General features: G+C 40.6%; 17 protein-coding genes. 16 read left to right on the top strand and 1 reads right to left on the bottom strand.

Annotation, left to right across the window (positions count from 1 at the left end):
- The first annotated feature begins 31 nt into the window (after positions 1 to 31).
- The 4 genes from ID165_RS09505 to ID165_RS09490 all read left to right on the top strand — a co-directional run bounded on the left by ID165_RS09505 (position 32) and on the right by ID165_RS09490 (position 4,328).
- Complete coding sequence (locus ID165_RS09505; RefSeq protein ID WP_192350103.1) at positions 32 to 1,237, top strand: NAD(P)/FAD-dependent oxidoreductase; 1,206 nt, start codon at positions 32 to 34, stop codon at positions 1,235 to 1,237.
- Positions 1,238 to 1,242: 5 nt separating this feature from the next.
- Positions 1,243 to 1,593, top strand: a complete 351-nt coding sequence (locus ID165_RS09500) for a hypothetical protein (RefSeq protein WP_192350102.1) — start codon at positions 1,243 to 1,245, stop codon at positions 1,591 to 1,593.
- 202 nt (positions 1,594 to 1,795) lie between these two features.
- A complete protein-coding gene (locus ID165_RS09495; RefSeq protein ID WP_192350101.1) occupies positions 1,796 to 2,767 on the top strand; it encodes a YheT family hydrolase in 972 nt (323 codons plus the stop codon).
- Positions 2,768 to 2,810: 43 nt separating this feature from the next.
- Positions 2,811 to 4,328: an FMN-binding glutamate synthase family protein gene (locus ID165_RS09490; protein WP_192350100.1), complete on the top strand. Its 1,518-nt coding sequence runs from the start codon at positions 2,811 to 2,813 to the stop codon at positions 4,326 to 4,328.
- Between the two features lie 188 nt (positions 4,329 to 4,516).
- On the opposite strand, the gene lhgO is transcribed toward ID165_RS09490, so the two are convergent.
- The gene (lhgO, locus tag ID165_RS09485; RefSeq protein ID WP_192350099.1) at positions 4,517 to 5,719 is read right to left on the bottom strand and encodes an L-2-hydroxyglutarate oxidase; all 1,203 of its coding nucleotides are present in this window, start codon (positions 5,717 to 5,719) and stop codon (positions 4,517 to 4,519) included.
- A 285-nt stretch (positions 5,720 to 6,004) separates the two neighbouring features.
- Between lhgO and ID165_RS09480 the strand changes: the two genes are divergently transcribed.
- From ID165_RS09480 to ID165_RS09430, 12 genes are all read left to right on the top strand, one after another.
- Positions 6,005 to 8,482, top strand: coding sequence for a DUF5686 and carboxypeptidase-like regulatory domain-containing protein (locus ID165_RS09480; protein WP_192350098.1), 2,478 nt, complete (start codon positions 6,005 to 6,007; stop codon positions 8,480 to 8,482).
- A gap of 288 nt (positions 8,483 to 8,770) precedes the next feature.
- The gene (locus tag ID165_RS27090; protein ID WP_370539743.1) at positions 8,771 to 8,875 is read left to right on the top strand and encodes a hypothetical protein; all 105 of its coding nucleotides are present in this window, start codon (positions 8,771 to 8,773) and stop codon (positions 8,873 to 8,875) included.
- On the top strand, positions 8,838 to 9,116 hold the full coding sequence (locus ID165_RS09475) for a hypothetical protein (protein ID WP_192350097.1): 279 nt from the start codon (positions 8,838 to 8,840) through the stop codon (positions 9,114 to 9,116). Before ID165_RS27090 ends, ID165_RS09475 begins: the two co-directional genes overlap by 38 nt.
- 854 nt (positions 9,117 to 9,970) lie before the next feature.
- Entirely contained in the window at positions 9,971 to 11,920 is a 1,950-nt protein-coding gene (gene thrS / locus ID165_RS09470; RefSeq protein WP_192350096.1) for a threonine--tRNA ligase, read from the top strand.
- A gap of 84 nt (positions 11,921 to 12,004) precedes the next feature.
- Complete coding sequence (infC, locus tag ID165_RS09465; RefSeq protein ID WP_192350095.1) at positions 12,005 to 12,559, top strand: translation initiation factor IF-3; 555 nt, start codon at positions 12,005 to 12,007, stop codon at positions 12,557 to 12,559.
- Between the two features lie 26 nt (positions 12,560 to 12,585).
- The gene (gene rpmI, locus ID165_RS09460) at positions 12,586 to 12,780 is read left to right on the top strand and encodes a 50S ribosomal protein L35 (protein WP_087941465.1); all 195 of its coding nucleotides are present in this window, start codon (positions 12,586 to 12,588) and stop codon (positions 12,778 to 12,780) included.
- Between the two features lie 111 nt (positions 12,781 to 12,891).
- A complete protein-coding gene (rplT, locus tag ID165_RS09455) occupies positions 12,892 to 13,236 on the top strand; it encodes a 50S ribosomal protein L20 (protein WP_057936299.1) in 345 nt (114 codons plus the stop codon).
- Positions 13,237 to 13,795: 559 nt separating this feature from the next.
- Positions 13,796 to 14,485, top strand: a complete 690-nt coding sequence (locus ID165_RS09450) for an RNA polymerase sigma factor (protein WP_192350094.1) — start codon at positions 13,796 to 13,798, stop codon at positions 14,483 to 14,485.
- Between the two features lie 372 nt (positions 14,486 to 14,857).
- Positions 14,858 to 15,922 (top strand): FecR family protein, encoded by a 1,065-nt coding sequence (locus ID165_RS09445; protein WP_192350093.1) that lies wholly within the window; start codon positions 14,858 to 14,860, stop codon positions 15,920 to 15,922.
- A gap of 49 nt (positions 15,923 to 15,971) precedes the next feature.
- Complete coding sequence (locus ID165_RS09440; RefSeq protein ID WP_225587054.1) at positions 15,972 to 19,466, top strand: TonB-dependent receptor; 3,495 nt, start codon at positions 15,972 to 15,974, stop codon at positions 19,464 to 19,466.
- A gap of 17 nt (positions 19,467 to 19,483) precedes the next feature.
- Entirely contained in the window at positions 19,484 to 21,490 is a 2,007-nt protein-coding gene (locus tag ID165_RS09435) for a RagB/SusD family nutrient uptake outer membrane protein (RefSeq protein WP_192350092.1), read from the top strand.
- Positions 21,491 to 21,518: 28 nt separating this feature from the next.
- Positions 21,519 to 22,727 (top strand): DUF5000 domain-containing lipoprotein, encoded by a 1,209-nt coding sequence (locus tag ID165_RS09430; protein WP_192350091.1) that lies wholly within the window; start codon positions 21,519 to 21,521, stop codon positions 22,725 to 22,727.
- Positions 22,728 to 22,777: the final 50 nt, after the last annotated feature.

Raw genomic sequence — 22,777 nt, 5'->3', positions numbered from 1 at the left:
TAATTAAGTATAATCCAATGGAATATAGGTTTTGAAGATAGGTGTAATTGGTGGTGGAGCTGCGGGTTTTTTTGCTGCAATCCATGCAAGTGCAACGGATAGAGAAGTTACCATTTTTGAAAAATCCCCCAAGCTGCTGTCAAAGGTGAAAGTTTCCGGAGGAGGAAGGTGCAATGTGACACATAAGCCGATGGAGATCTCAAAATTGGTCAAGAATTATCCAAGGGGAGAGAAATTCCTAAAGTGCGTTTTTACCAAATTCAAATCAGAAGATACCATCAGATGGTTCGAAACTAGGGGGGTGGAATTGAAAGTGGAAGCTGATGGTAGGATGTTTCCGGTGTCGGACTCATCCCAATCTATTATTGATGTCTTGCTTAAAGAAGCCCGGAAACTAAAAGTTACCATTAAGAAATCGTGCGGGGTTAAGACTATAATTCCTGACCCAAACGGTTTCAAACTTGATACGGATGAAGGGATTTTCTTAGTCAATAAGCTAATCGTAGCGACAGGCGGGCATCCCAAGTCGGATAGTTATTCCTTTCTCAAAAATCTAAATCACAGTATTTTAGATCCAATTCCCTCATTGTTTACCTTTAATACACCCAAAGAATCTCTTAGGGAGCTTATGGGGCTATCCGTCACAGATGGGTTAGTAAAAATCGAAGGAACTAAGCTAACCTATCGAGGACCTGTTTTGGTGACTCACTGGGGAGTGAGTGGCCCTGCAGTTTTGAAATTGTCGGCATTTGGAGCGCAGTGGTTGAGAGACAGGAATTATGTAGCTACGGCATTGATAAATTGGAACGGAGCATTTGGAGAAGAAGAATACAGTATACACATCAGAAATTACATTCTTGCCCATCCTCACCGTAAAGTAATGGGCAATTCACTTTTTGATATTCCATCTAGGCTTTGGGAGCATTTCTGTATACGTTCAGAAATAGCAGTGGGACAATTATTCTGTACGCTATCCAAAAAGCAAATCAATAAGTTGGTACAGAATCTTTTTTGCTATATTTTAAAGGTTGAAGGAAAGACCACTTTTAAGGAGGAATTTGTAACTGCAGGTGGGATTTCATTAAATGAAGTAAATCCTGAAACTTTGGAGAGTAAATTTCATCCCAATCTTTACTTTGCCGGTGAAGTCTTGAATATAGATGGGATTACCGGTGGTTTTAATTTTCAGGCTGCCTGGTCTACAGGATTTCTTGCTGGAATAGCCTCATCCAATTAATCACTATGGAACAAATTTATCCTGAACTTGATCAGCGTATCTGCGAAATATCAGATGGTGATAAGGAATTTCAGAAGGAATTGACTTTGGCAATTTATTTAGGACTTCTCGAACTCAAAGAAAAATATACCGAAGGCTCTATCGAAAAAAATGACACTAAAATTCAGCAAATTCGCCATAAACTAAAGCCTACACTAAGCATGTTTGAACTTTCCCACATCATAACAGAACTTCAAGTAGGCAAAAATATTATTGAAAATGAGGGGTTTGAGGGAGCGGCATTTGAAGTACATTATCGGAGCTTGCATAAAAAGCTCGATCAAGCTATCAAACGTGTCTATGACTTGACCCAATAAAAAAAGGAGCTGACACCCGCCGCTCCACTTTTGAAATTACCCTATGAAGAATTATACATCACAAAAGTAAAGCAAAAGTATCTTGGGGATTTTAAGAGAAAATGAATTTTATGTGTTTATAAAGTATTTTAGATGTCACATGGAATCCCTGCCTGTATTCTAAGGTTCGATTTAAGTAAAGCTTTTCTATTTTTGAAGCCTGATGAGTATAATTGAATCTACCTACAATGGCCCTCCTGCCTATTTATTTAATGGACACTTGGAAACGATTATTCCAAGTTTGTTCAGAAAAGTCTCAGACGTATCTTATATACGGGAGAAAATCGACACACCTGACGGTGATTTTTTGAATTTGGATTGGTCTCGTGTAGGAAGTTCCAAGCTGCTAATTATTTCCCATGGCTTGGAGGGAGATTCTGAAAGGCACTATGTCAGAGGAATGGTCAAGTTGTTTAATTCCAGAAAAGTAGACGTATTGACTTGGAACAACCGTTCCTGTGGAGGAGAAATTAATTTGAGACCAATACTGTACCATCATGGTGCGAGCTATGATTTGGAAACGACCGTTTCACATGTGTTGGAAAATCATTCTTATAGGGAGATTTTCCTGACCGGAATAAGTATGGGAGGAGCCCAAACGCTAAAGTATCTGGGAGAAAAGGGCCGGGATTTGCCTAAGGAAATTAAAAGAGCGGCAGTTTATTCTACCCCCTGCAATTTACTTTCCAGTGCCACCACGCTGAAACTACGGAGTAATGCTTTTTACAAGAATAGATTTTTGGGAAAACTCAAACTTAAGATCCGGGAGAAAGCAGCTCAGTTTCCTGAGTTACTGGATCTGGAGCTACTGGATAAAGTCACTGATTTTGATTCCTTTGACACACTGTTTACAGCCAAGCTTCATGGATTTAAGGATGCTTCGGATTTCTACAAATCAGTCAGCGCGGATAACTGGATGCCTTCAATAGCGATTCCTACTTTGGTGATAAATGCACTCAATGACCCACTGCTGGGGCCTGAATGCTATCCGGTCAAGCTTGCGGAAAAGATGCAGGAGCTTACACTTGAAATGCCCAAAAGAGGAGGCCATACAGGTTTTGTAGTTTGGAGACAAGAGTTTACCTGGGCTGAGCATCGCGTCCGGCAATTCCTTTTAAACAAGTCATTGGGATAAGGGTTTTATTATATTGTAAATCAATTCAACAAACTGTTCCAATATGAAAAGAGTGTTTTTCGGTAGTCTGATCTTGCTATCATTACTGACATTTTTCCTGATGTGGTATTTCCAATTTGTCCAGTTCAAATTTGGATATTTTATACTTGGAATTATTGTAATTCTTTTTGCCATAGGGCTTTATGACGTTAATCAGAAGACACATGCTATTTTGAGAAATTTCCCTGTAGTAGGACACTTTCGCTATTTGCTGGAGAAAATCAGCCCCGAAATCCAACAGTATTTTATCGAAACAAATACGGATGGAAGTCCATTTAGCAGGAATATTCGCTCTCTGGTATACAGGCGTGCCAAGAATGTCAATGATTCGCATCCATTTGGAACTCAAAAAGATATCAATGGGGAAGATTATATAGGACTTAGGCATTCTATATACGCTGTACATACGCAGGATGAAGATCCTCGGGTAACTATCGGGAATGACTCCTGTAAGCAACCTTATTCTTCATCCATCTTCAATATCTCGGCGATGAGCTTCGGTTCTCTCAGTTCAAATGCCGTCAAAGCACTGAATCTTGGGGCCAAAAAGGGCGGTTTTTCCCATAATACCGGAGAAGGAGGAATATCCGACCACCACAGAGAAGGAGGGGATCTAGTTTGGCAAATCGGCACAGGATACTTTGGATGCAGAGACGAGCATGGGAATTTCAGTGCCGAGAAATTTACAGAGAAGGCAAATTGGCCGGAGGTAAAAATGATAGAGATAAAGATTTCCCAAGGTGCAAAGCCTGGGCACGGAGGAGTGCTTCCCGGAGTGAAAAACACCGAGGAAATAGCCAAAATACGGGGTGTGGTGAAAGGCATGACGATTCTTTCACCTCCCGCACACAGTGCATTTACCAATGCCTCAGAACTACTTGAGTTTATCACTAAGTTAAGGGAGTTGTCAGGAGGAAAACCTGTAGGATTCAAGCTCTGTATTGGACGAACCGAAGAGTTTTTGGCGATTTGTAAGGAGATGGTATCGAAAAATGTCTTTCCCGATTTCATCACAGTGGATGGAGCAGAAGGGGGAACCGGTGCAGCACCGCTGGAATTTTCAGACAGTGTGGGATTACCACTGGAACCCGCACTGATATTTGTCAGAATGACATTAGAGAGATTTCAAATTCGAGATAAAATCAGAATTATTGCTTCGGGAAAAGCTATCAGTGCTTTTGCAATACTAAAAAATATCGCTCTTGGCGCTGATCTATGCAATTCTGCTAGAGGATTTATGTTTAGTGTGGGATGTATCCAAGCGCTTCGTTGCAATACAAATGAGTGTCCTACGGGGGTAGCTACCCAAAAAGCGAGTTTGGTTAGAGGGTTGGTGATCACAGACAAATCCGAACGGGTTTACAATTTTCACAAAAACACGGTGCATGCTGTCCAGGAACTTCTGGGAGCTTCTGGGCACAAGCACACTTCAGAGCTCAGTGCAAGCGATCTGGTAAAAGGAGATGAAATGATTAAGCTTGCCAACAGATACTTGCCTGATTCGGTAAATACTCAGGTTTAAGTTTACTTCGAGAGATCCTACCACGGCGCTTACGTGTGGTCTAAGTCTCATGACTTAGACCTATTACAATACAGTCTTCAGGCTGTTTATTTTAGGACTATTTTTCTTCAGTACAGGCTGAAGACTGCATTGCCCGCCGGCACAAGCCAGGAAGACTTGCACAAAAGTTGTAAATTTTTTCCGGAGATTTACTCAAATCTTTTAAGTGCCAATTCAGCCACAGTTCCGCCTATTGCCAACGAACTGGTGGCTGCCGGAGAGGGGGCATTTAATACATTGATAGTATGAGAAGATTCCTTGATAGAAAAATCATCCAACAGTCCACCCGTACGGTCGCAAGCTTGGGCTCTCACACCGGCTCCGCCTTCAGTAAGGTCTGATTCCCGGATTTCCGGAATCAGTTGCTGCAGGGCTTTAGTGAATGCCGCTTTAGAAAAAGACCTGTACATCTCGCCAAAGCCTGTCTGCCAGTATTTGGCCGCTACTTTTTGAAAGCCCGGCCAAGCCAGCGATTCTGCTAGTTCTTTTAGATTTATTTGGGATTTTTTATACCCTTCCCTTCGGAAAGCCAAAACGGCATTGGGACCGGCTTCCACACCACCTTTCATCATTCGGGTGAAGTGGACACCGAGGAAAGGGAAATTAGGGTCCGGAACAGGGTATATCAGGTTTTTGACCAAAAACTCCCTATCCTTCTTCAGTTTAAAATACTCTCCGCGAAACGGGATGATTTTCACATCGATAGGATCATTTTCACTCATCTGGGCAACCTTATCAGAATAGAGTCCTGCACAGTTTATAACCAATTTACTTTGCAGGGTTTTATTGGAAGTTTCAATATAATTAATACCTTCTTGTTGCTTAATTTCTAATACTTTATGGTTTAAGAATATTTCACCACCATGCTGGATTATTTTCCTTCCATAGGCTAACGCTACTTTATAATAATCTACAATTCCTGTCTGGGGTACATGAAGTGCCGCCACTCCCGTACAATGTGGCTCATACTCTTTCAACTCCTCCATAGCGATGTGCCTGGTTCCCTTCAAGCCATTCTGAAGACCTCGTTCGTAAAGGTTGTGAAGTAATGTTTTTTGTTCTTCCTTTGTAGCAACCACTACTTTTCCCGTGATTTCAAACGGGATTTTTTCTTCCTCACAGAATTGTATTAGTTCGTGATACCCGCTTATGCAATTAGTAGCCTTTAGAGAGCCCGGTTTATAATAAAGCCCGGAATGAATCACTCCACTGTTATTCCCGGTTTGATGTTTAGCAAGTTGATTTTCTTTTTCCAGAATGGCGATTTTGAGGGTTGGACGTTTTTTTTGGATCTTGAGAGCAGTTGCAAGCCCTACAATTCCACCTCCTATTATTACTATATCGTATGTCATGATTCCAGTTTTCGGAGCCAAATATAACCAGTGTTTAGCGTAAAAAAACCGGATAATCCTCTCAGGTTTTGCAATAAGATTCACACAGGCCGATTAATTCATTACAAAACAATGGTGTAAAGCTTATGGGTTTTGGGTAATAAAAATCGGTGGATTATTCAATATTCCTTTTCAATACAGACTGGGATTTATGAATCCTTTGTAATTTTTAACTTCCTACTTAGCAATTTGCACGGTTAATGAATTTATTTTGCAGGAAATTGCACCCAGTACTTTCAATACTTCATGCTTCGTAATTACTTTCTCCTTTTTCTCTTTCTGCTTAGTTCCCAATCCATTGCCCAGTTTGTGGTGAAGGGGAAAGTGACCGACTCTGCTACAGGAGATCCAATACCTTTTGCGTCTGTGCTATTGAAAGGCACGTCGGTGGGGATTTCTACTGATTTCGAGGGAAACTACAGCATAGATGCCCGAACGCTTACAGATAGCATTTCTGTAAATTATTTGGGGTATATCAGTGCCGTAAAAGCACTACAGCAAGTAGCTGAGCAAACGGTCAATTTCCAGCTCAAACCTTCGGATTTTGAAATGGAGGCATTTGTTTTTGAAGCTGGTGAAAATCCTGCTTTTGAGATAATACGAAAAGCAGTAGATCGAAAAAAAGACTTTGACAAGCGGGAGTTAAGCGCATATCAAACAAAGAATTACACGAAAATTGAGATTGACATTGATCATGTCTCCGAGGAATTTACCAAAAGGAAAACTGTACAAAAAGTCACTGCGGTATTAGACTCTATTAAGCAACTTACCAATGACGAAGGTGAGAAGATCTTGCCGGTTTTCTTTTCAGAGACACTCTCCAAATTCTATTTTAGAAATAATCCGGAACTCAAAAAGGAGGTGGTCGAGAAGTCCAAAGTGACCGGGGTGGGTATTACGGATGGATCTACTACTTCCCAGATCACAGGCTCTGCTTTTCAAGAATATAATTTCTACAAAAATTGGCTTTCTATTGTAGGAAAGGATTTTGTGTCTCCCATTGCAGATGGATGGAAACAGTTTTATGATTACGATTTAGTTGATTCTGTAGTGGTAGGAAATGATTCCTGTTATTTACTGAAAGTCTATCCTCGGAGAGAACAGGATCTGGCATTCACGGGTACTGTTTGGATCAATACCAAAACTTATGCTCTGAAGCAGGTGGATTTGACTATTCCCAAAGAGGCTAATCTGAACTTTATTGAGCGGATCAAAATCCAGCAGGAGCTTACACCCACGGCTGCCGGTCCATTGATTCCTTCCAAAACCCGCGTTCAGATTAAAATAGGGCAAATCACGCCGAAAACGGCAGGGCTGCTGGCAAAATTCTACACTTCGGCAGACAGCATCAAAATAGGAGAGCCACAGCCAACTTCTTTCTTCAATCAATCCGTGACCCTGATGCCTGATTTTGACGAATCAAGTGAGGAGTTTTGGAAGGACAACCGACAGGATATGCTGAGTCAGCACGAGATTGCAGTGCTGCAGATGGTGGATACGCTGAAGAGGATTCCAATTGTCCGCTTTTATACGGAAGGGCTTAAGTTTTTCGGAACAGGCTATCTACCGATAGGTAAAGTGGATATAGGGCCTTGGCCTGGTTTTTTCAATTACAATGACGTAGAAGGAGTGAGGCTGGGGATGGGTTTTCGTACCAATCTCAAGTTCAGTGATAAATGGGTCTTAAGAGGCTATTTGGGCTATGGGTTCAAAGATGCTGAATTTAAATATAGCGCTAAAGTCACGAGGATTTTGGATAGAATGCACTGGACTTCTGTCTCTCTTTCCACCCAAAAAGAAATCGACCAAGTCGGGTTGGAGATTTCCAGCTTGCAGGGGAATAGTGTCTTTTTGGCAGCCAGCAGGTTTGGGACGTTGAGAAGACCATATTTCAGCAGAAAACAGCAAGTTGATTTTCAGCGGGAGTTTTTCAAAGGGTTTCTGATGTATTCAGACCTGAGTTTCACGAGGTTTGATCCGATCTACGATTTTTATTATTTGGAGAAGGAGACGAGAGAATTCAAATCTAAATTTGAAACTACCGAGGCAAGATTTGGCTTGAGATACGGGCGGGACGAAGTCATTTTGATCAATGATAATGAGCGGACCTCTTTAGGGCCACTTAGATGGCCTATTTTCGACTTGAGCTATACCAAGGGGATGAACTGGCTTAGTGGAGATATCAATTATTCCAAGTTGAATTTCTACGTGTATCAGCGGCTGAACATGGGAATGTTTGGGGTGTCCCGATACGAATTCGATGCGGGAAAAGTCTTCGGGGAGGTTCCTTATCCCTTGTTGAAAAATCACTTGGGAAATGAGACCTTATTCTATACCTCAGCTGCATTTAATACAATGAACTTCAATGAATTTGCCTCTGATCAGTATGCAAGTTTACGCTATAGGCATTATTTCGAGGGATTTTTACTTAATAAAGTTCCACTGCTCAAAAAACTGAAATGGCGTGCTGTGGCAAATGCAAATGTTCTATATGGGTCTGTCAGTGATAAAAACATAGCAAACGCCCCCACTGTGGATCCGGGAGGTAACCCGATACCGAGCTTTGGTAGACTAGATCCCACCAAGCCTTATGTGGAATTGGGTTACGGGATAGAGAATATCTTTAAATTCTTCAGAATAGATTTCTTCCATAGAATGACTTACTTGGATAATCCTGATGTTAAGCCATTTGCAGTCAAAATATCGGGACAGATTATTCTTTAGGGATTGGATTCTATTCGCTAGATTTAGAAGGTGAAAAATGTCTGCCTATTTATAATTTTCCTACTATTTGGTTTTTTTACTTCCTGTTCCTCAGATCGGGAGAATAGTTCAGCACAATCGAAAGAGGGGCTAGAACTCATTAAAGTTGATCTCTCAGAAGCTAGAGAAGGGAAACTCTCTGAATTCTTTGAACCTAATATTGAATATATCTGGCTGAAGGAGGGTTCGAAGGATGCGTAATTGTGAGGTTTACAAAAAGTATTTTTCCATAAGGACAAGATATTTACATTGGATGTTTATGACTGTGAATGTGTTAAGCTATTTGACATGTCTGGAAAATATCTTTCTAAAATCGATGCTTCTGGTGAAGGGCCGTCAATATTTAGAATTTGATGATGCTGCACTAGTTGGAAGCGAAATTTTGTTTCTGGGTATTTATCCTCCCAAGCTGATGTGGTTTGATCTGGATGGTAAATTTCTCAGGAAAGAAAAGCTGGCTAGGCCTACTGATACTGGAGTGTTTTCCGAAGATGAAAATCGATATTACTTTTTTAATGACACAAGAGAACCAGGTGAGCACTTTGTGGAAAGTGTATCGGAGACATTTCAGGATACAGTGAAAGTTCTACCTTGATAGAAAAGAGGGATTTTACGGAAATTTCTCTACCAGGAAAGTTCTTCAAAAATCTGAAAAATGGCTGTATTTCGCAATGCCATTTAATGATACGATTTACCGGATAAATTCAAAGATTTTTAGTCCAAAACTTGAATTTGACTAGAGGGATTACGCACAAAGTATAGATGAACTGAGAAATAATAGTGAAGCTCTAAATCCATCGCAAGAGCTTGATTTTATTAACAAAAAAGCACAATTATACTTTGTACCGAATAATTGGTTTATTAATGAATCCCAGCTTTATTCAGGATTTACTTACAAAGAGGAGAGTTATAATGTGTTTTTTGATAGAAAAAGCCAAAAGACTAGCGTAATTAAGGGAAGGATTACTGATGTTCTTAATGAAGGTTTCGATCCCTATCTATTCTGCATCAATTTGAAGACGGGCAAGTAGGTTTTACAATTCCACGAAAAACCCTATTTGAAACGCTGGAAAAAACGAGAGCAGAGCTTGGCCAGGAAGGCTTTGAGGAATATGTGAAAGGCAAAGGGAAAAGCTTTGGACAAGCAGCTTTTGCCGCGAAAGACTCTGAAAATCCAGTGTTGATTATCTACACCGTGAAGAAATAAGCCTACATCACTATATTCTAAAAGCCGGCTTGATACTAACCTACTTGACCATCAGCTCCGTGACAAAACTAACTAATCTCTCAGTGTCTCCTCAGTGTCTCCTCAGTGATCTATGTGGCCAAACATAAAATAAGCGCTCATTTCTATATTCCCTTCCCATATATTTTTTGATTGCATCCGTCTTGTGCATATTTGTAACTTGATCTTTATGCCCCTTTGTATGGGCAGAACTAATTTTACACATGTCACAACAAATTAAAATTACCCTTCCGGATGGCACTGTGAAGGAGTACGAAAAGGGAACTACCGGACTACAGATTGCTGCAAGTATCAGCGAGGGTTTAGCCAGGAACGTTCTAGCCGCAAAAGTAAACGGACAGGTTTGGGATGCTACCCGGGCGATCAACGAAGATTCTTCCATCCAATTATTGACCTGGAATGACGGGGAAGGTAAAAATACCTTCTGGCACTCTTCAGCCCACTTGCTTGCAGAAGCATTGGAAGCGCTTCATCCGGGGATCAAATTCGGTATCGGTCCTCCGATCGAAACAGGTTTTTACTACGATGTGGATTTCGGGGATAAAACACTGGACGGTTCGGAACTCGAAGCCATTGAGAAGAAAATGATTGAATTGGCCCGGGAGAAGAATGAGTACATCCGTGCTGATATTTCTAAGAAAGACGCAGTCGACTATTTCCGGAAGAAAGGGGATGAATACAAACTTGACCTTTTAGAAGGGCTTGAGGATGGTTCAATTACGTTCTACCAACAGGGAAATTTTGTGGATCTCTGCCGTGGACCGCATATTCCCAATACCGGTTTTGTCAAAGCTGTGAAGCTGACAAATATAGCCGGAGCGTATTGGAGAGGTGATGAGAAGCGAAAAATGTTGACCCGTATCTACGGTGTGACTTTTCCCAAAGCCAAAGAGCTTACGGATTACCTGACTTTGTTGGAAGAGGCAAAGAAACGTGATCATAGAAAATTGGGCCGTGAATTGGAGCTTTTTACATTCTCAGAGAAAGTAGGAGCAGGCCTTCCACTTTGGTTGCCGAAGGGTACCTTGCTGAGAGAGCGTCTGGTCAATTTCCTGAAAAAAGCGCAGGACAAGGCAGGATATCAGCAGGTGATCACTCCACATATTGGGCACAAGGCACTGTATGAGACATCAGGTCATTACGAGAAATATGGCAAGGATTCTTTTCAGCCCATTGCTACTCCGCACGAAGGAGAGGAGTTTTTGCTCAAACCTATGAACTGTCCGCATCATTGCGAGATCTATAAGCATAAGCCTCATTCCTATAAGGAACTGCCGATTCGGTATGCGGAATTTGGCACGGTATATCGCTACGAGCAAAGTGGTGAATTGCACGGATTGACCCGTGTTCGGGGATTTACTCAGGATGATGCTCACATTTTCTGTCGCCCGGATCAGGTGAAAGAAGAGTTTATCAAGGTGATTGATTTGGTGCTTTATGTGTTTAAAGCGCTGGGTTTTGACGACTATACAGCTCAAATCTCTTTGAGAGATCCTGAAAATCCATCCAAATACATAGGAGGAGACGAAGCTTGGAATAAAGCAGAGTCTGCCATCATTGAGGCTGCGGCTGAGAAAGGGTTGGATACAGTCACTGAACTTGGGGAAGCGGCATTCTATGGGCCTAAGCTAGACTTTATGGTGAAGGATGCATTGGGAAGAAGATGGCAGTTGGGAACTATTCAGGTAGATTATCAATTACCAGAACGGTTCGAGTTGGAATACATCGGCTCAGACAACCAAAAGCATAGACCTGTGATGATCCATAGAGCACCGTTTGGTTCCTTGGAGAGATTCGTGGCAGTGCTTATTGAGCACTGTGCAGGTAATTTTCCGCTATGGCTATCGCCTGAGCAGATCAATATTTTGCCTATTTCTGAGAAATATGTGGAATATGCCGAAGAGATAAAATACCTCCTCGAAGATGCCGGTATATCAGGCTCTATAGACAATAGAGATGAAAAGATTGGAAGGAAAATCCGGGACTCTGAAGTCAAAAAGGTGCCTTTTATGCTTATAGTAGGGGAAAAGGAGCAGGAAGAGCGAAAGCTTTCTGTCCGTAAACATGGCGAAGGAGATCTAGGTAATTTCTCTGCGGAGGAGTTTATAAATTATTTTCAGGGCATTATTTCAGCATCATTGAGTAAGGAATAATACTGTATTATTTAATTCAGTTTTTCTTAATTAGAAATAATTCCGATATTTGCATCCAATTTCATAAAAACAATCAAAGCAAACTTGAGAAACCAAAGACAACCCTATAGAGGTAGACAGGAAGAGCCTTATAAAGTAAACCACAAAATCAGAGCACGTGAAGTAAGACTGGTTGGAGATTTCGTCGAAGGCGGTAACGCATTGCTTCCGCTAGAAAAAGCCATCAAACTCGCTCAGGAAAATGATCTGGATCTTGTAGAGATTTCTCCGAATGTTGATCCTCCAGTTTGTAAAATCCTTGATTATGCGAAGTTTAAGTACGAGCAGAAAAAAAAGCAGAAGGAGATCAAGTCCAATGCAGCGAAGATTGTTTTGAAGGAAATCAGATTCGGACCGAATACCGATGATCACGATTACAATTTCAAACTGAAGCATGCAATCAACTTCTTGAAGGAAGGCGCAAAAGTGAAGGCTTACGTACATTTCGTAGGCCGTAGCATCGTGTTTAAGGAAAGAGGAGAGATGTTGCTTTTGAAATTTGCCCAAGCACTTGCAGAATATGGTGCAGTAGAGCAACTTCCTAAAATGGAAGGAAAGAGAATGAATATCTTCATCGCTCCGAAAGCAGGAAAGAAATAAATTTCAACTAATATAAATACAGCAAAATGCCAAAGGTAAAAACCAAATCCAGTGCAAAGAAGCGGTTCGCTTTGACAGGAACCGGTAAAATCAAAAGGAAACACGCTTTCAAAAGCCACATCCTGACCAAAAAAGCTACCAAAAGGAAGCGTAACTTGACTAAAACTGGTCTGGTTCACGAGTCTGACGAAGGTAGAGTAAGAGACATGTTGAGAATCTGATTCTCGACAGTCGCTTAAAAATCAATTAATTAAGGTTTATTTATTCACCAGGCACATTGGTTTACAAGATCCATATAATTCAGGACACCATGCGTCAAAAAACAAAACACTATGCCTAGATCGGTAAACGCCGTAGCGTCCAGAGCAAGAAGAAAAAAAGTGCTTAAAGCCACAAGAGGTTACTTCGGAAGAGGTAGCAACGTATGGACAGTAGCCAAAAACAAGTATGAGAAAGGTCTTCAGTATGCATACAGAGACCGTAAAGCAAAGAAAAGAGAATTCAGAGCTTTGTGGATTCAGCGTATCAACGCAGGTGCTAGACAGCACGGCGTATCCTATTCTCAATTGATGGGATTATTGAAGAAAGGTGAGATCGAACTTAACCGTAAGGTTTTGGCAGATCTGGCCATGAATCACCCAGAAGCATTTAAAGCTGTAGTTGAAAGAGTAAAATAAGGTTGCACTGTCTTATTTTATTGAAAGCCTTCCCTCGGGAAGGCTTTTTTGGTTTCAGGAAGATCTAGACTAGAGTGAAGTCAAATCAAAGCATGGGCTCGGCAAGCTAGACCTATCTCTTTATTACGAAAGGCTGGCCTAGTTTCCGTTATTCTCGTTTTTTATATCAGGATTCTGTCCAAATATGCTATTTCCTTTTGTGCATCATGGTCCCGCTTCATCATCACATTAGCGAATAATTGATGCTTGGTTGTAGCCGTTTGCACAGCAAGAAAGTAATTGGAAGATAATCGACTGTTAGGAATAATTTTGTATGTTGCGCCAGACTGGTCTTTTGTGTGGCAATTACAATTTGCACCAAAGGGCGGAGATTCCCACTTCGGTAGTTTCGATTTTCTCGTTTTATTCTGTTCTAAACATGCAGTTTTGGGCTGGGGTATACTGGAGGATCAGTATGTTGAAAATATGATTTATTGATTGGAAAATAATTTTTATACTCTTGAATTTTATACAAACATCGATTAATCGATGGTAATATGTAAGTTAACATCTACCCAAAATGAAAAATTTCACACAATTGCAAAAAAAAAATATACTTCTTATTCAGCAAAAGGAGCGGAAGGATTTTGAGAAGGACGAGTCAATTGATGAAAAATCAACATGGAGTGAATTTGTAGAGGGTAGCAATGATGCCTTAGTTCTATTGTATGATGCTTATGCGGACAAACTATACAATTATGGGACTCAACTTACTCGTGATAAAGAGCTTGTAAGGGATACTGTACAAGATGTATTTGTGAATTTGGTACAAAAGAGAGATAAGATCAAGCAGCCTGAGTCTGTTAAGTATTATTTGTTTGCATGTTTTAGGAGGAAACTTTTCAAAACTTTGGAAAGGAATAAAAAAATTGCTTATAAAGAGCAATATGATAGGAATGACGGATTTCAATTGACAGTAGAACCTGATGTGAAATCTATACATACTCAGTTTACAATAGATACCAAAAGGATACTTGAGAATGCATCTAAAAAATTGCCTACCAAGCAGCGGGAAATTATCATGCTACATTATTTTGAAGGTTTGACTATTAATGAAGTAGCTGAAATCCTTGGTTATTCCAACCCTGAATCAGCCAGAAATTTATTGTATAAATCACTGAAGGGAATGTCCGATATCCTTAGGGAACATCACGATGATCTTTTTACAGTGGGAATAATGACAGCTGGCAATTTTTTGGTACTCGGGTAGTCGAGGTTTGTGTTTTATGTCCTTGGATCTTTTTTTTCCAATTCGGTAAGAAATCTACGGGTTCTAAAGGTTGGGGATGTATTTACCTAGGATATACCGGGCAAGTTTCTGGCGTTTTAATTCTATCAGTAAAAGAAGGGGCGTATACCGATCCTTTGAACCGCCCTCCGAGAAGCAGAATTTGGCAAATCATTTTTCTTGCGGCAATAATATATTGAGAAGTCGGGTTTGAGTAGATTTTTTCACTGATTCAAGTGTGCTACTTAAAATTTAATTTCAAAAAAAATATATTTTTTGATGGAGATTTAATTTCTCAGGTCTCTATACAGGTAAATAAGAAGAATCTTAAAATTTATCCTTGTACCTGTACGAATGAACGGATTTCACCCAAGAAGCATAGAAGACTTTCTAAAGTGTGCTGATTTTATTGATTGGATCAATAACCCCAAACCAAATACAGACAAATTTTGGGAAGACTGGTGTGCAAGAAACCCTGATAAAATAAATATGCTCCAGCACGCCAGAGAGCTTTTACAGGGAATGAAGCTGGAAGAAAACAATAAGCTGGATAAGAAGGAACGAAATCAGATTTTAGAAAAATTGATCATTGAAAACAGGGCATATAACCGTAGGAGGATAACGGAGTATAGAGAGAAGATGTCTAGAAGCACTTCCATTCGAATAAGGGCAGTTGCGGCCTCGGTTGTGTTGATTGGAGTCCTGTTTTTTGGAAGAAGCTTACTGACTGAAAAAGAAAATACACCTGTTCACAATGAAATCTCTTGGGTTACGAAAGTAGTTCCCAGAGGAATTAAGAAAGTATTTACCTTACCTGATAACTCTGTTGTCACTGTTAATTCAGGCTCAGAATTTTCGTATTCTTCTGATTTTAGTAATGATAGAATGGTGAAATTAAAAGGGCAGGCATTTTTTGAAGTAACAAGTGATCCCAAACGCCCTTTTAGAGTTGTAAGCAAAGATATTACTACAATGGTCTTGGGTACTTCATTTGATATGAAGGCATATGATGATGGTAGTGACCTACACGTGGCTGTCGTTTCAGGAAAGGTAGAAGTGAAAACTGAGGTAGGACTTAACAGTCTTCTTACAAAAGGAGAAGTCTCTTTTTACAATCCCGAGCTCCAAGCTATGCAAAAGACTGATTATGATTATGAAGAGCTTATTGGTTGGAAAGACAAAATAATCAAATTCGACAGAGCATCTTATAACGAGGTGTTTAGGGTGCTCTCTAATTGGTATGACATAGATTTTATAGTAGATCCATCATTGCGATTAAGAGGAAAATACACAGCTAAATTCAAAGACCAAAGCCTTCCTAATGTTATAATAGGATTGGAGCATTCATCTAATCTGAAGTTTGAATTTCAAGGAAAACAAGTCCTTGTTAGCCGAAAACAGCAAAATGATATTAAATGAATTAATAATTAGAAGTACTAGATCTATTTAACAAAAAACCCGACTTAGCATGAAAAAAACAATACCCAAATTTAAATTACATTATCTAAACAAGTTATTATGGACTTGGTTATTAGGTTTTCTTACGGTAAATCTGTCTTTTGCTAAAGAAGCCTATTCACAGGAAAAGGATTTAAGTAAGGTTTACTTATCAATCCACACGGACGACGCTTCTATATTGGACGTTTTTCAAGTAATCTCAGACAAGACAAATTTTGCTTTTGCGTTTGATGAAGAAAATATTGTGGAAATACCCAAGCAAACTTTGAATATGGACAGGGTTACGCTTTTGGCAGTTTTAGAAGTCCTTTCCAAAAATACAGACCTGAGATTCAAGAGTGTAAATAGTATAATTCATGTTTCTAGGGAGAATACGCCGAAAAAAAAGGAAGCTGAGGATAAGATAGTTAAAGGACAGGTCACCTCTGCATCGGATGGATTGTCTATGCCCGGTGTAACAGTTATGGTAAAGGGTACTCAAATCGGTACAGCAACGGATGCAGACGGTTTCTATACATTGGCTATACCTGACTCTGAGGGCGTGGTGCTAAGATTCTCTTTTATAGGGTACAAGAGTGAGGAAGCTCTAGTAGGTAGTCAAAGCACAGTGAATGTGAGTTTACAAGAAGATTTGCAAGGTCTAGATGAGGTAGTGGTGGTTGGTTTTGGTAAGCAGAAAAAGGGGAGCTTAGTAAGCTCAGTGACTTCAGTTAATGTTAAAGAGCTCCAGATACCTTCCTCAAACCTAACACACGCTATAGCGGGTAAAGTGGCTGGTGTAATCTCTTTTCAGCAGAGTGGTGAACCAGGCATTGGAACTGATAATTCTACTTTCTTTATCAGAGGTTTATCCACTTTTGGCACAGGTAAAATTGACCCCCTGATTCTGATTGACGGGATTGAATCCACTCCTTTGGATATGGCTCGATTGCAACCGGATGATATATCAGATTTTTCAGTTCTCAAAGATGCCGCCGCTAGCTCCATTTTTGGTGCCAGAGGTGCTAATGGAGTGGTGCTTATCAATACAAAGTCAGGTGAAGAGGGAAAGCTAAAAGTTAGTTTTCGGGCAGAAAACAGGATTTCAACCAACACGAGAAATTTCCAGTTAGCGGATAATATTACTTATATGCAAATGGCGAATGAATCAGCTACTGCACGTTCACCCTTGGCGATTTCACCCTATTCCCAGTTTAAAATCAATTCTACAAGAGATGGAGGAGATCCAAATTTGTTTCCCAACAATAATTGGATAGATAAATTAATCAAACCTTATACTGTAAATCAAGGCTATAATATTAATCTAAGCGGTGGAACTAGTAAGGGGAGGTACTTTCTGGCGGCAACCTATAACCGGGATAATGGGATACTTAATGTGGAACCCATAAATAATTTTAATAATAATATCCGATTAAATAATTATTCCATCCGATCCAATATCGATATAAACCTTACTCCTACTACTTTATTGATCGCCAGAATCTATGGACAGTTTGATGATTATACTGGTCCAATCGGCGGTGGCGGCGGAACGTTTAGTAATGCATTAAACGCAAACCCAGTGATGTTTCCTTCGGTATATCCAAGAGAAAAGATGCCATTCTTAGAGCATCCGCTTTTTGGGTCGGCTAGATCGTTGGATGCCGGCGCTGTAGAGACGACAACCATGTATGTCAATCCTTATGCAGAAATGGTCAAAGGGTATCAGGTTAACAAATCATTTAATCTGAACCCGCAATTAGAAATACATCAGGATTTGGATTTTATCACGGAAGGATTGCGCTTGCGGGTTATGACCTATGCAAAAAGACGGGCGTCTGTCAGTATGAATAGGTTTTATAATCCATTTTTTTACAGCTCAAACATTAATCAATCGGACGGAAGCTATACAATCTCTGTGCTGAATGATGGTTCTTCTACCTCCATAGGCACGCCAGGAACGGAATACCTTAACTATACCGAAGGCGAAAAGCTTGTTGAGTCTACATTTTGGTTACAGGGTGCGATAGATTATAACCGAACTTTTGGGCTAAAGCATGATGTGGGAGCGATGCTTGTTTCTTATATACAACACTATGAAGCCGGTAATCCAGGTAGCTTAATTCTGTCTTTGCCCAACAGAAATAATGGGGTGTCAGGTAGGTTTACCTATGGTTTTGATGACAGGTATTTGGCGGAATTTAATTTTGGCTATAACGGATCCGAAAGGTTTGAGCAGAACAATAGGTTTGGATTCTTCCCTTCAGCGGGTATTGGGTATTTGATTTCCAACGAACCCTTCTTTGTTCCTATCCGTGGGATGGTGTCTAATCTGAAGTTCAGAGCTACATACGGCATAGTGGGAAATGATCAAATTGGAGCGCGGGACCAACGTTTTTTATACATGTCCAATGTCAATCTAAATGATGCAGCCTATGGATACTCTTTTGGAAGGGATGAAGGAGCTCCTACCTATTCCAGACCGGGCGTGTCAATATCACGATATGCCAATCCTTTGATCACCTGGGAAAAGTCAAAGCAGCTCAATGTAGGTATGGATCTGGGCTTGTTTAATAATTCCTTTGAACTGGTCTTGGATGTGTTTAGGCAGCAGAGATCTCAGATTTTACAGAATGTGACCTATATAGATAATGCTGCGGGGTTGATGGCCACACCATTCTCTAATTATGGCAAAGCAGAGACCAAGGGATTAGATCTGATGGTCAATTATTCCAAAACTGTTGCGAAAAAGTTCAGGATTGATTTTAGAGGCACGTTTACCTATGCATCCAGTAAGGCTATTCGGGTAGATGAATTGGACTATGACGAGAACCTTGTTCATTTGGCCAGAAGGGGGTATTCCCTGTCCCAACAGTGGGGCTATGTGGCTGAGCGATTATTTGTTGACCTGGAAGAAGTTGCCAATTCCCCCGTGCAGTTTGGGGACGCAGGCCTTTTGGCAGGAGATATCAAATACCGGGATATTAATGAGGATGGCGTCATCAATACTGATGACATGGTGCCCATTGGCTATCCTACCCAGCCGGAGGTTATATTTGGATTCGGCTCTACAATCAGATATAAGCAATTTGATTTTAATTTTTATTTCCAAGGAGCTGCCAGGGTGTCTTTTTTTATTAATTCGGAAGCTATCCAACCATTTTATCAAGCAAATGGCTATCAGACCGGTTTGTTGCAGGCTGTGGCTGATGATTATTGGTCTGAGGAAAACAGAAACGTCTATGCCTTTTGGCCTAGGCTGAGTGATTGGCGGGTGAATTCCAACAATCAGACCTCAACGTGGTGGTTAAGAAACGGCAGTTTTTTGAGGCTTAAGAACGTGGATATCGGGTACACTATTAAAGAGGTGAAAAAGCTGGGTATAAAAAGCGGAAGGATCTATTTGTCAAGTATTAATCTTCTGATGTTCAGCAAGTTTAAGATGTGGGATGTGGAAATGGGAGGCAATGGATTAGGATATCCTATCCAATCTGTATACAACCTTGGGCTTTCGATCAATCTATAAGATAAAATATTGGAAATATGAAATTGAACCGAAAATATAAAGAGAAGGCATGTGCTGAAAGGAATACATGCGAAAACGGTAAAGCATCTAGTCCTATTGGAAAAGGTAAAATCCGTTTCCTATGGATATTACTGGTCTATGTATTAGGCGCATGCCAAGAATATCTGGACATTGTTCCTGACAATGTAGCGACAATTGAAAATGCCTTTAAGTTGCGAAATGAAGCTGAAAAATACCTGTTTACCTGTTACTCATATTTGCCTTTGACGGGCGATGCTTGGTATAATGTTGGGATGTTTGCAGGTGATGAAATATGGTTGCCCCAGTCGGCGCAGACTACTTGGCATGCAGCATTTAGGATAGCGCAGGGACAACAAAATAAAGATGCTCCTTTGTTTGATGAATGGGGCGGTGCTAGAAAGGGCGGTGCTAACTACCGGGATGAATATAAAATTTTCAGGGGTATCCGGCATTGCAATATATTCTTGGAAAATGTAAAGGATCTGAATAAAGTGCCTGATTTACCTATTGAGATGCGGGAAAGGTGGATAGGGGAGGTTGAGTTTTTACTGGCGTATTATCATTACTATTTATTCAGAATGTATGGGCCTATTCCGATTATCAATGAAAATACCCCAATAGACGTGCCTGCCACTAAAAGAATGCCTGTAGATGAGTGTGTGCAATTTATTTCAGACCTGTTAAGTCAAGCGGCGGAGAAATTACCAAGTAGGATAGTGGACGAAAATAGTGAATTTGGAAGAGTAAATAAGAGCATAGCCCTAGCAGTGAAAGCAAAATTATGGGTATATGCTGCAAGCCCATTGTTTAACGGCAATAGCGATTATGCCAATTTCAGAGACCACGAGGATGATCTTTTGTTCAATTCTGACTATGATCTGTCAAAATGGGAAAAAGCCAGAGATGCTGCTAAGGAAGCCATCGATGAGGCTGAGCAAAGTGGTCATGCACTTTATCGCTATGAAAATGATGTGTTGGGATTGAGTTCTGAAACTAAAACCCAACTAAACATCAGAAATGCAGTCACTGGCAGATGGTCCAAAGAGCATGTCTGGGCTCTTTCAGGAAGTTCATTCATCAATCAAAATCTATGTATGCCCCCGATGCAGAGGGGATCTCAGGTTGGCAGGCATCTATTAAGCGGACTTTGGGGAGCCCCTTTAAAAATAGCCAGGATGTTTTATACAAAGAATGGTATTCCTATCGAAGAAGACAAAACCCTCGACTTTTCTGATCATTTCGAACTGAGGAACGGGACAGAACAAGAGCGGTTTTATATTGAGCCAAACGAGCGGACTGCAAGACTCAATTTTGACCGTGAGCCTAGATTTTATGCAGATTTGGGTTTTGACGGCGGGATTTGGTACATGAAAGATGGAAACGCTACAGGCTCTGATGTCAATACTTTTTTTGTTCGGTCAAAGAACTCTGAAAGAGCAGGTTATGGAGACTTTGTGAACTGGAATGAGACGGGGTATTTTGTTAAGAAGCTTGTTCATTGGGAGTCGACCACTCAGGGTTCTACAGAGCCTGTTTGGAAGAATTACCCCTGGCCTGAAATTAGATTGGCAGATTTGTACCTCTTGTATGCAGAAGCTCTCAATGAAGTAGAGCCAGGGTCTTCTACCGCCATTGCCTATTTGGACAAGATCAGGGAAAGGGCAGGACTAAATGGAGTAGTTGAATCTTGGCAGACTTACTCTACCAATCCAGGTAAATATTCTACCCAAGGTGGTCTAAGAGAAATCATTCATAGGGAAAGGATGATCGAACTGGCTTTTGAAGGGCAGAGATTTTGGGATTTGAGAAGATGGAAAAAGTCCTTGGAGGAACTTAATAAGGATATTACCGGAATGAATATAATCGGTAAGTCTGTAGAGGCCTACAACAATGAGCGTGTTATTTATAGCCAAGGGTTTATTGGTCCCAGGGATTATTTATGGCCCATTGGGAATTTTGATATCCGAAGAAATAGCAACTTGGTAGAAAACCCGGGATGGTAATGAGTTTCCGCTCTAAAAATTGAATGTTATGAAAATAGATATAAAAATATTAGCGACAGCGATATTCCTAGTGGTACTGATGATTTCATGTGATGAAGCCATGGAGTCCAGAGAGCCTTCAGGCAATGACCAATCTGTACCAAGCGCAGTAAGCAATGTTCAGGTAACCAATCTACCGGGAAAGGCGCTTTTTACTTACAGTGTACCCGAAGATAAAAATTTACTGTTTATAAAAGCTGAATATCAGTTGCCCAGCGGAAAGAGCAGAGAGGTTACAGCATCTTTCTACAAAGACTCTCTACTGGTAGAGGGCTTTATAGATACGTTGGAGCATGAAGTTAAAATCTACTCGGTAAGTAGAAATAACGTGGAATCCGCCCCTTTTGTGGTAACTGTTAAGCCATTGGAGGCTCCAGTATGGAAAGTTTTTAAGAGTTTAGAAGTCCAAAATACTTTTGGGGGATTTAATGTCTCTGCCAATAACCCGGATGAAGAGGAGGTTTCTATATATATCATGAAACGGAATGCTTTCAATCAATTTGATGTGGATAACCGCATGAGTGTGTTCACATCTGAGGATGATATATTGGCCAAAATAAGAGGTTTGGACACCTTGGCGTATGATTTTAGAATCTTTGTAAAAGATAAGTGGGGAAATTCAACGGATACTGTTGCCCAAGTCGTAGAACCTATATTCGAAACACAGTTGGATCCTGTCGGGTTTAGAGCTTTTGTTCTACCTGGAGATGCTCCACAGGTTCCTAATGGAGCTAGATTGGAATATGCTTGGGATAATCGACTAGGCTGGCCCTGGACTAGTTTTACCCACCAGGTTAATGGGGGACCGGAGCCCCATATTATCACATTCGATATGGGGGTAGAAGCCAAACTTAGCCGATTATGGATCAGAGCATATCCCGAATTGAATCCCCAACAGTTTTACTTCCTCACGTCCTTAAGAAAATTTGAAGTTTGGGGTTCTGTAAGCCCAAATTTGAGTGGTGCTTTGGATGAGAGTTGGACCTTATTGGGTTCATATGAAGTTGAAAAACCCTCGGGAACATCTTATGGACAGGATAGTGCACTGGATAGAGAAGTAGCTTCTGCCGGTTGGGACTTTGAAGTGGATCTTGATGCTCCTAAAATCCGCTATATCAGAATCCGATGTCTGGAAAACTGGGCAGGCGGCACTGCACAAAGCATCAATGAACTTAGGATTTATGGAGATCCAAGGTGATTTGAAACAAATAGGTTTAAATCTAATCTTGAGAAAATTGATTAGGATGC

The organism is Algoriphagus sp. Y33 (genome assembly GCF_014838715.1).
GTDB lineage: Bacteria > Bacteroidota > Bacteroidia > Cytophagales > Cyclobacteriaceae > Algoriphagus.
This window is presented reverse-complemented; position numbering and strand designations above follow the sequence as displayed.

What these genes read in the sequence shown, in the direction of transcription:
- ID165_RS09500 (WP_192350102.1), top strand. Translation starts at nt 1,243, where the DNA reads ATGGAACAAATTTATCCTGAACTTGATCAGCGTATCTGCGAAATATCA.
- ID165_RS09495 (WP_192350101.1), top strand. Translation starts at nt 1,796, where the DNA reads ATGAGTATAATTGAATCTACCTACAATGGCCCTCCTGCCTATTTATTT.
- ID165_RS09490 (WP_192350100.1), top strand. Translation starts at nt 2,811, where the DNA reads ATGAAAAGAGTGTTTTTCGGTAGTCTGATCTTGCTATCATTACTGACA.
- lhgO (WP_192350099.1), bottom strand. Translation starts at nt 5,719, where the DNA reads ATGACATACGATATAGTAATAATAGGAGGTGGAATTGTAGGGCTTGCA.
- ID165_RS09480 (WP_192350098.1), top strand. Translation starts at nt 6,005, where the DNA reads ATGCTTCGTAATTACTTTCTCCTTTTTCTCTTTCTGCTTAGTTCCCAA.
- ID165_RS09475 (WP_192350097.1), top strand. Translation starts at nt 8,838, where the DNA reads ATGCTTCTGGTGAAGGGCCGTCAATATTTAGAATTTGATGATGCTGCA.
- thrS (WP_192350096.1), top strand. Translation starts at nt 9,971, where the DNA reads ATGTCACAACAAATTAAAATTACCCTTCCGGATGGCACTGTGAAGGAG.
- rpmI (WP_087941465.1), top strand. Translation starts at nt 12,586, where the DNA reads ATGCCAAAGGTAAAAACCAAATCCAGTGCAAAGAAGCGGTTCGCTTTG.
- rplT (WP_057936299.1), top strand. Translation starts at nt 12,892, where the DNA reads ATGCCTAGATCGGTAAACGCCGTAGCGTCCAGAGCAAGAAGAAAAAAA.
- ID165_RS09450 (WP_192350094.1), top strand. Translation starts at nt 13,796, where the DNA reads ATGAAAAATTTCACACAATTGCAAAAAAAAAATATACTTCTTATTCAG.
- ID165_RS09445 (WP_192350093.1), top strand. Translation starts at nt 14,858, where the DNA reads ATGAACGGATTTCACCCAAGAAGCATAGAAGACTTTCTAAAGTGTGCT.
- ID165_RS09440 (WP_225587054.1), top strand. Translation starts at nt 15,972, where the DNA reads ATGAAAAAAACAATACCCAAATTTAAATTACATTATCTAAACAAGTTA.
- ID165_RS09435 (WP_192350092.1), top strand. Translation starts at nt 19,484, where the DNA reads ATGAAATTGAACCGAAAATATAAAGAGAAGGCATGTGCTGAAAGGAAT.
- ID165_RS09430 (WP_192350091.1), top strand. Translation starts at nt 21,519, where the DNA reads ATGAAAATAGATATAAAAATATTAGCGACAGCGATATTCCTAGTGGTA.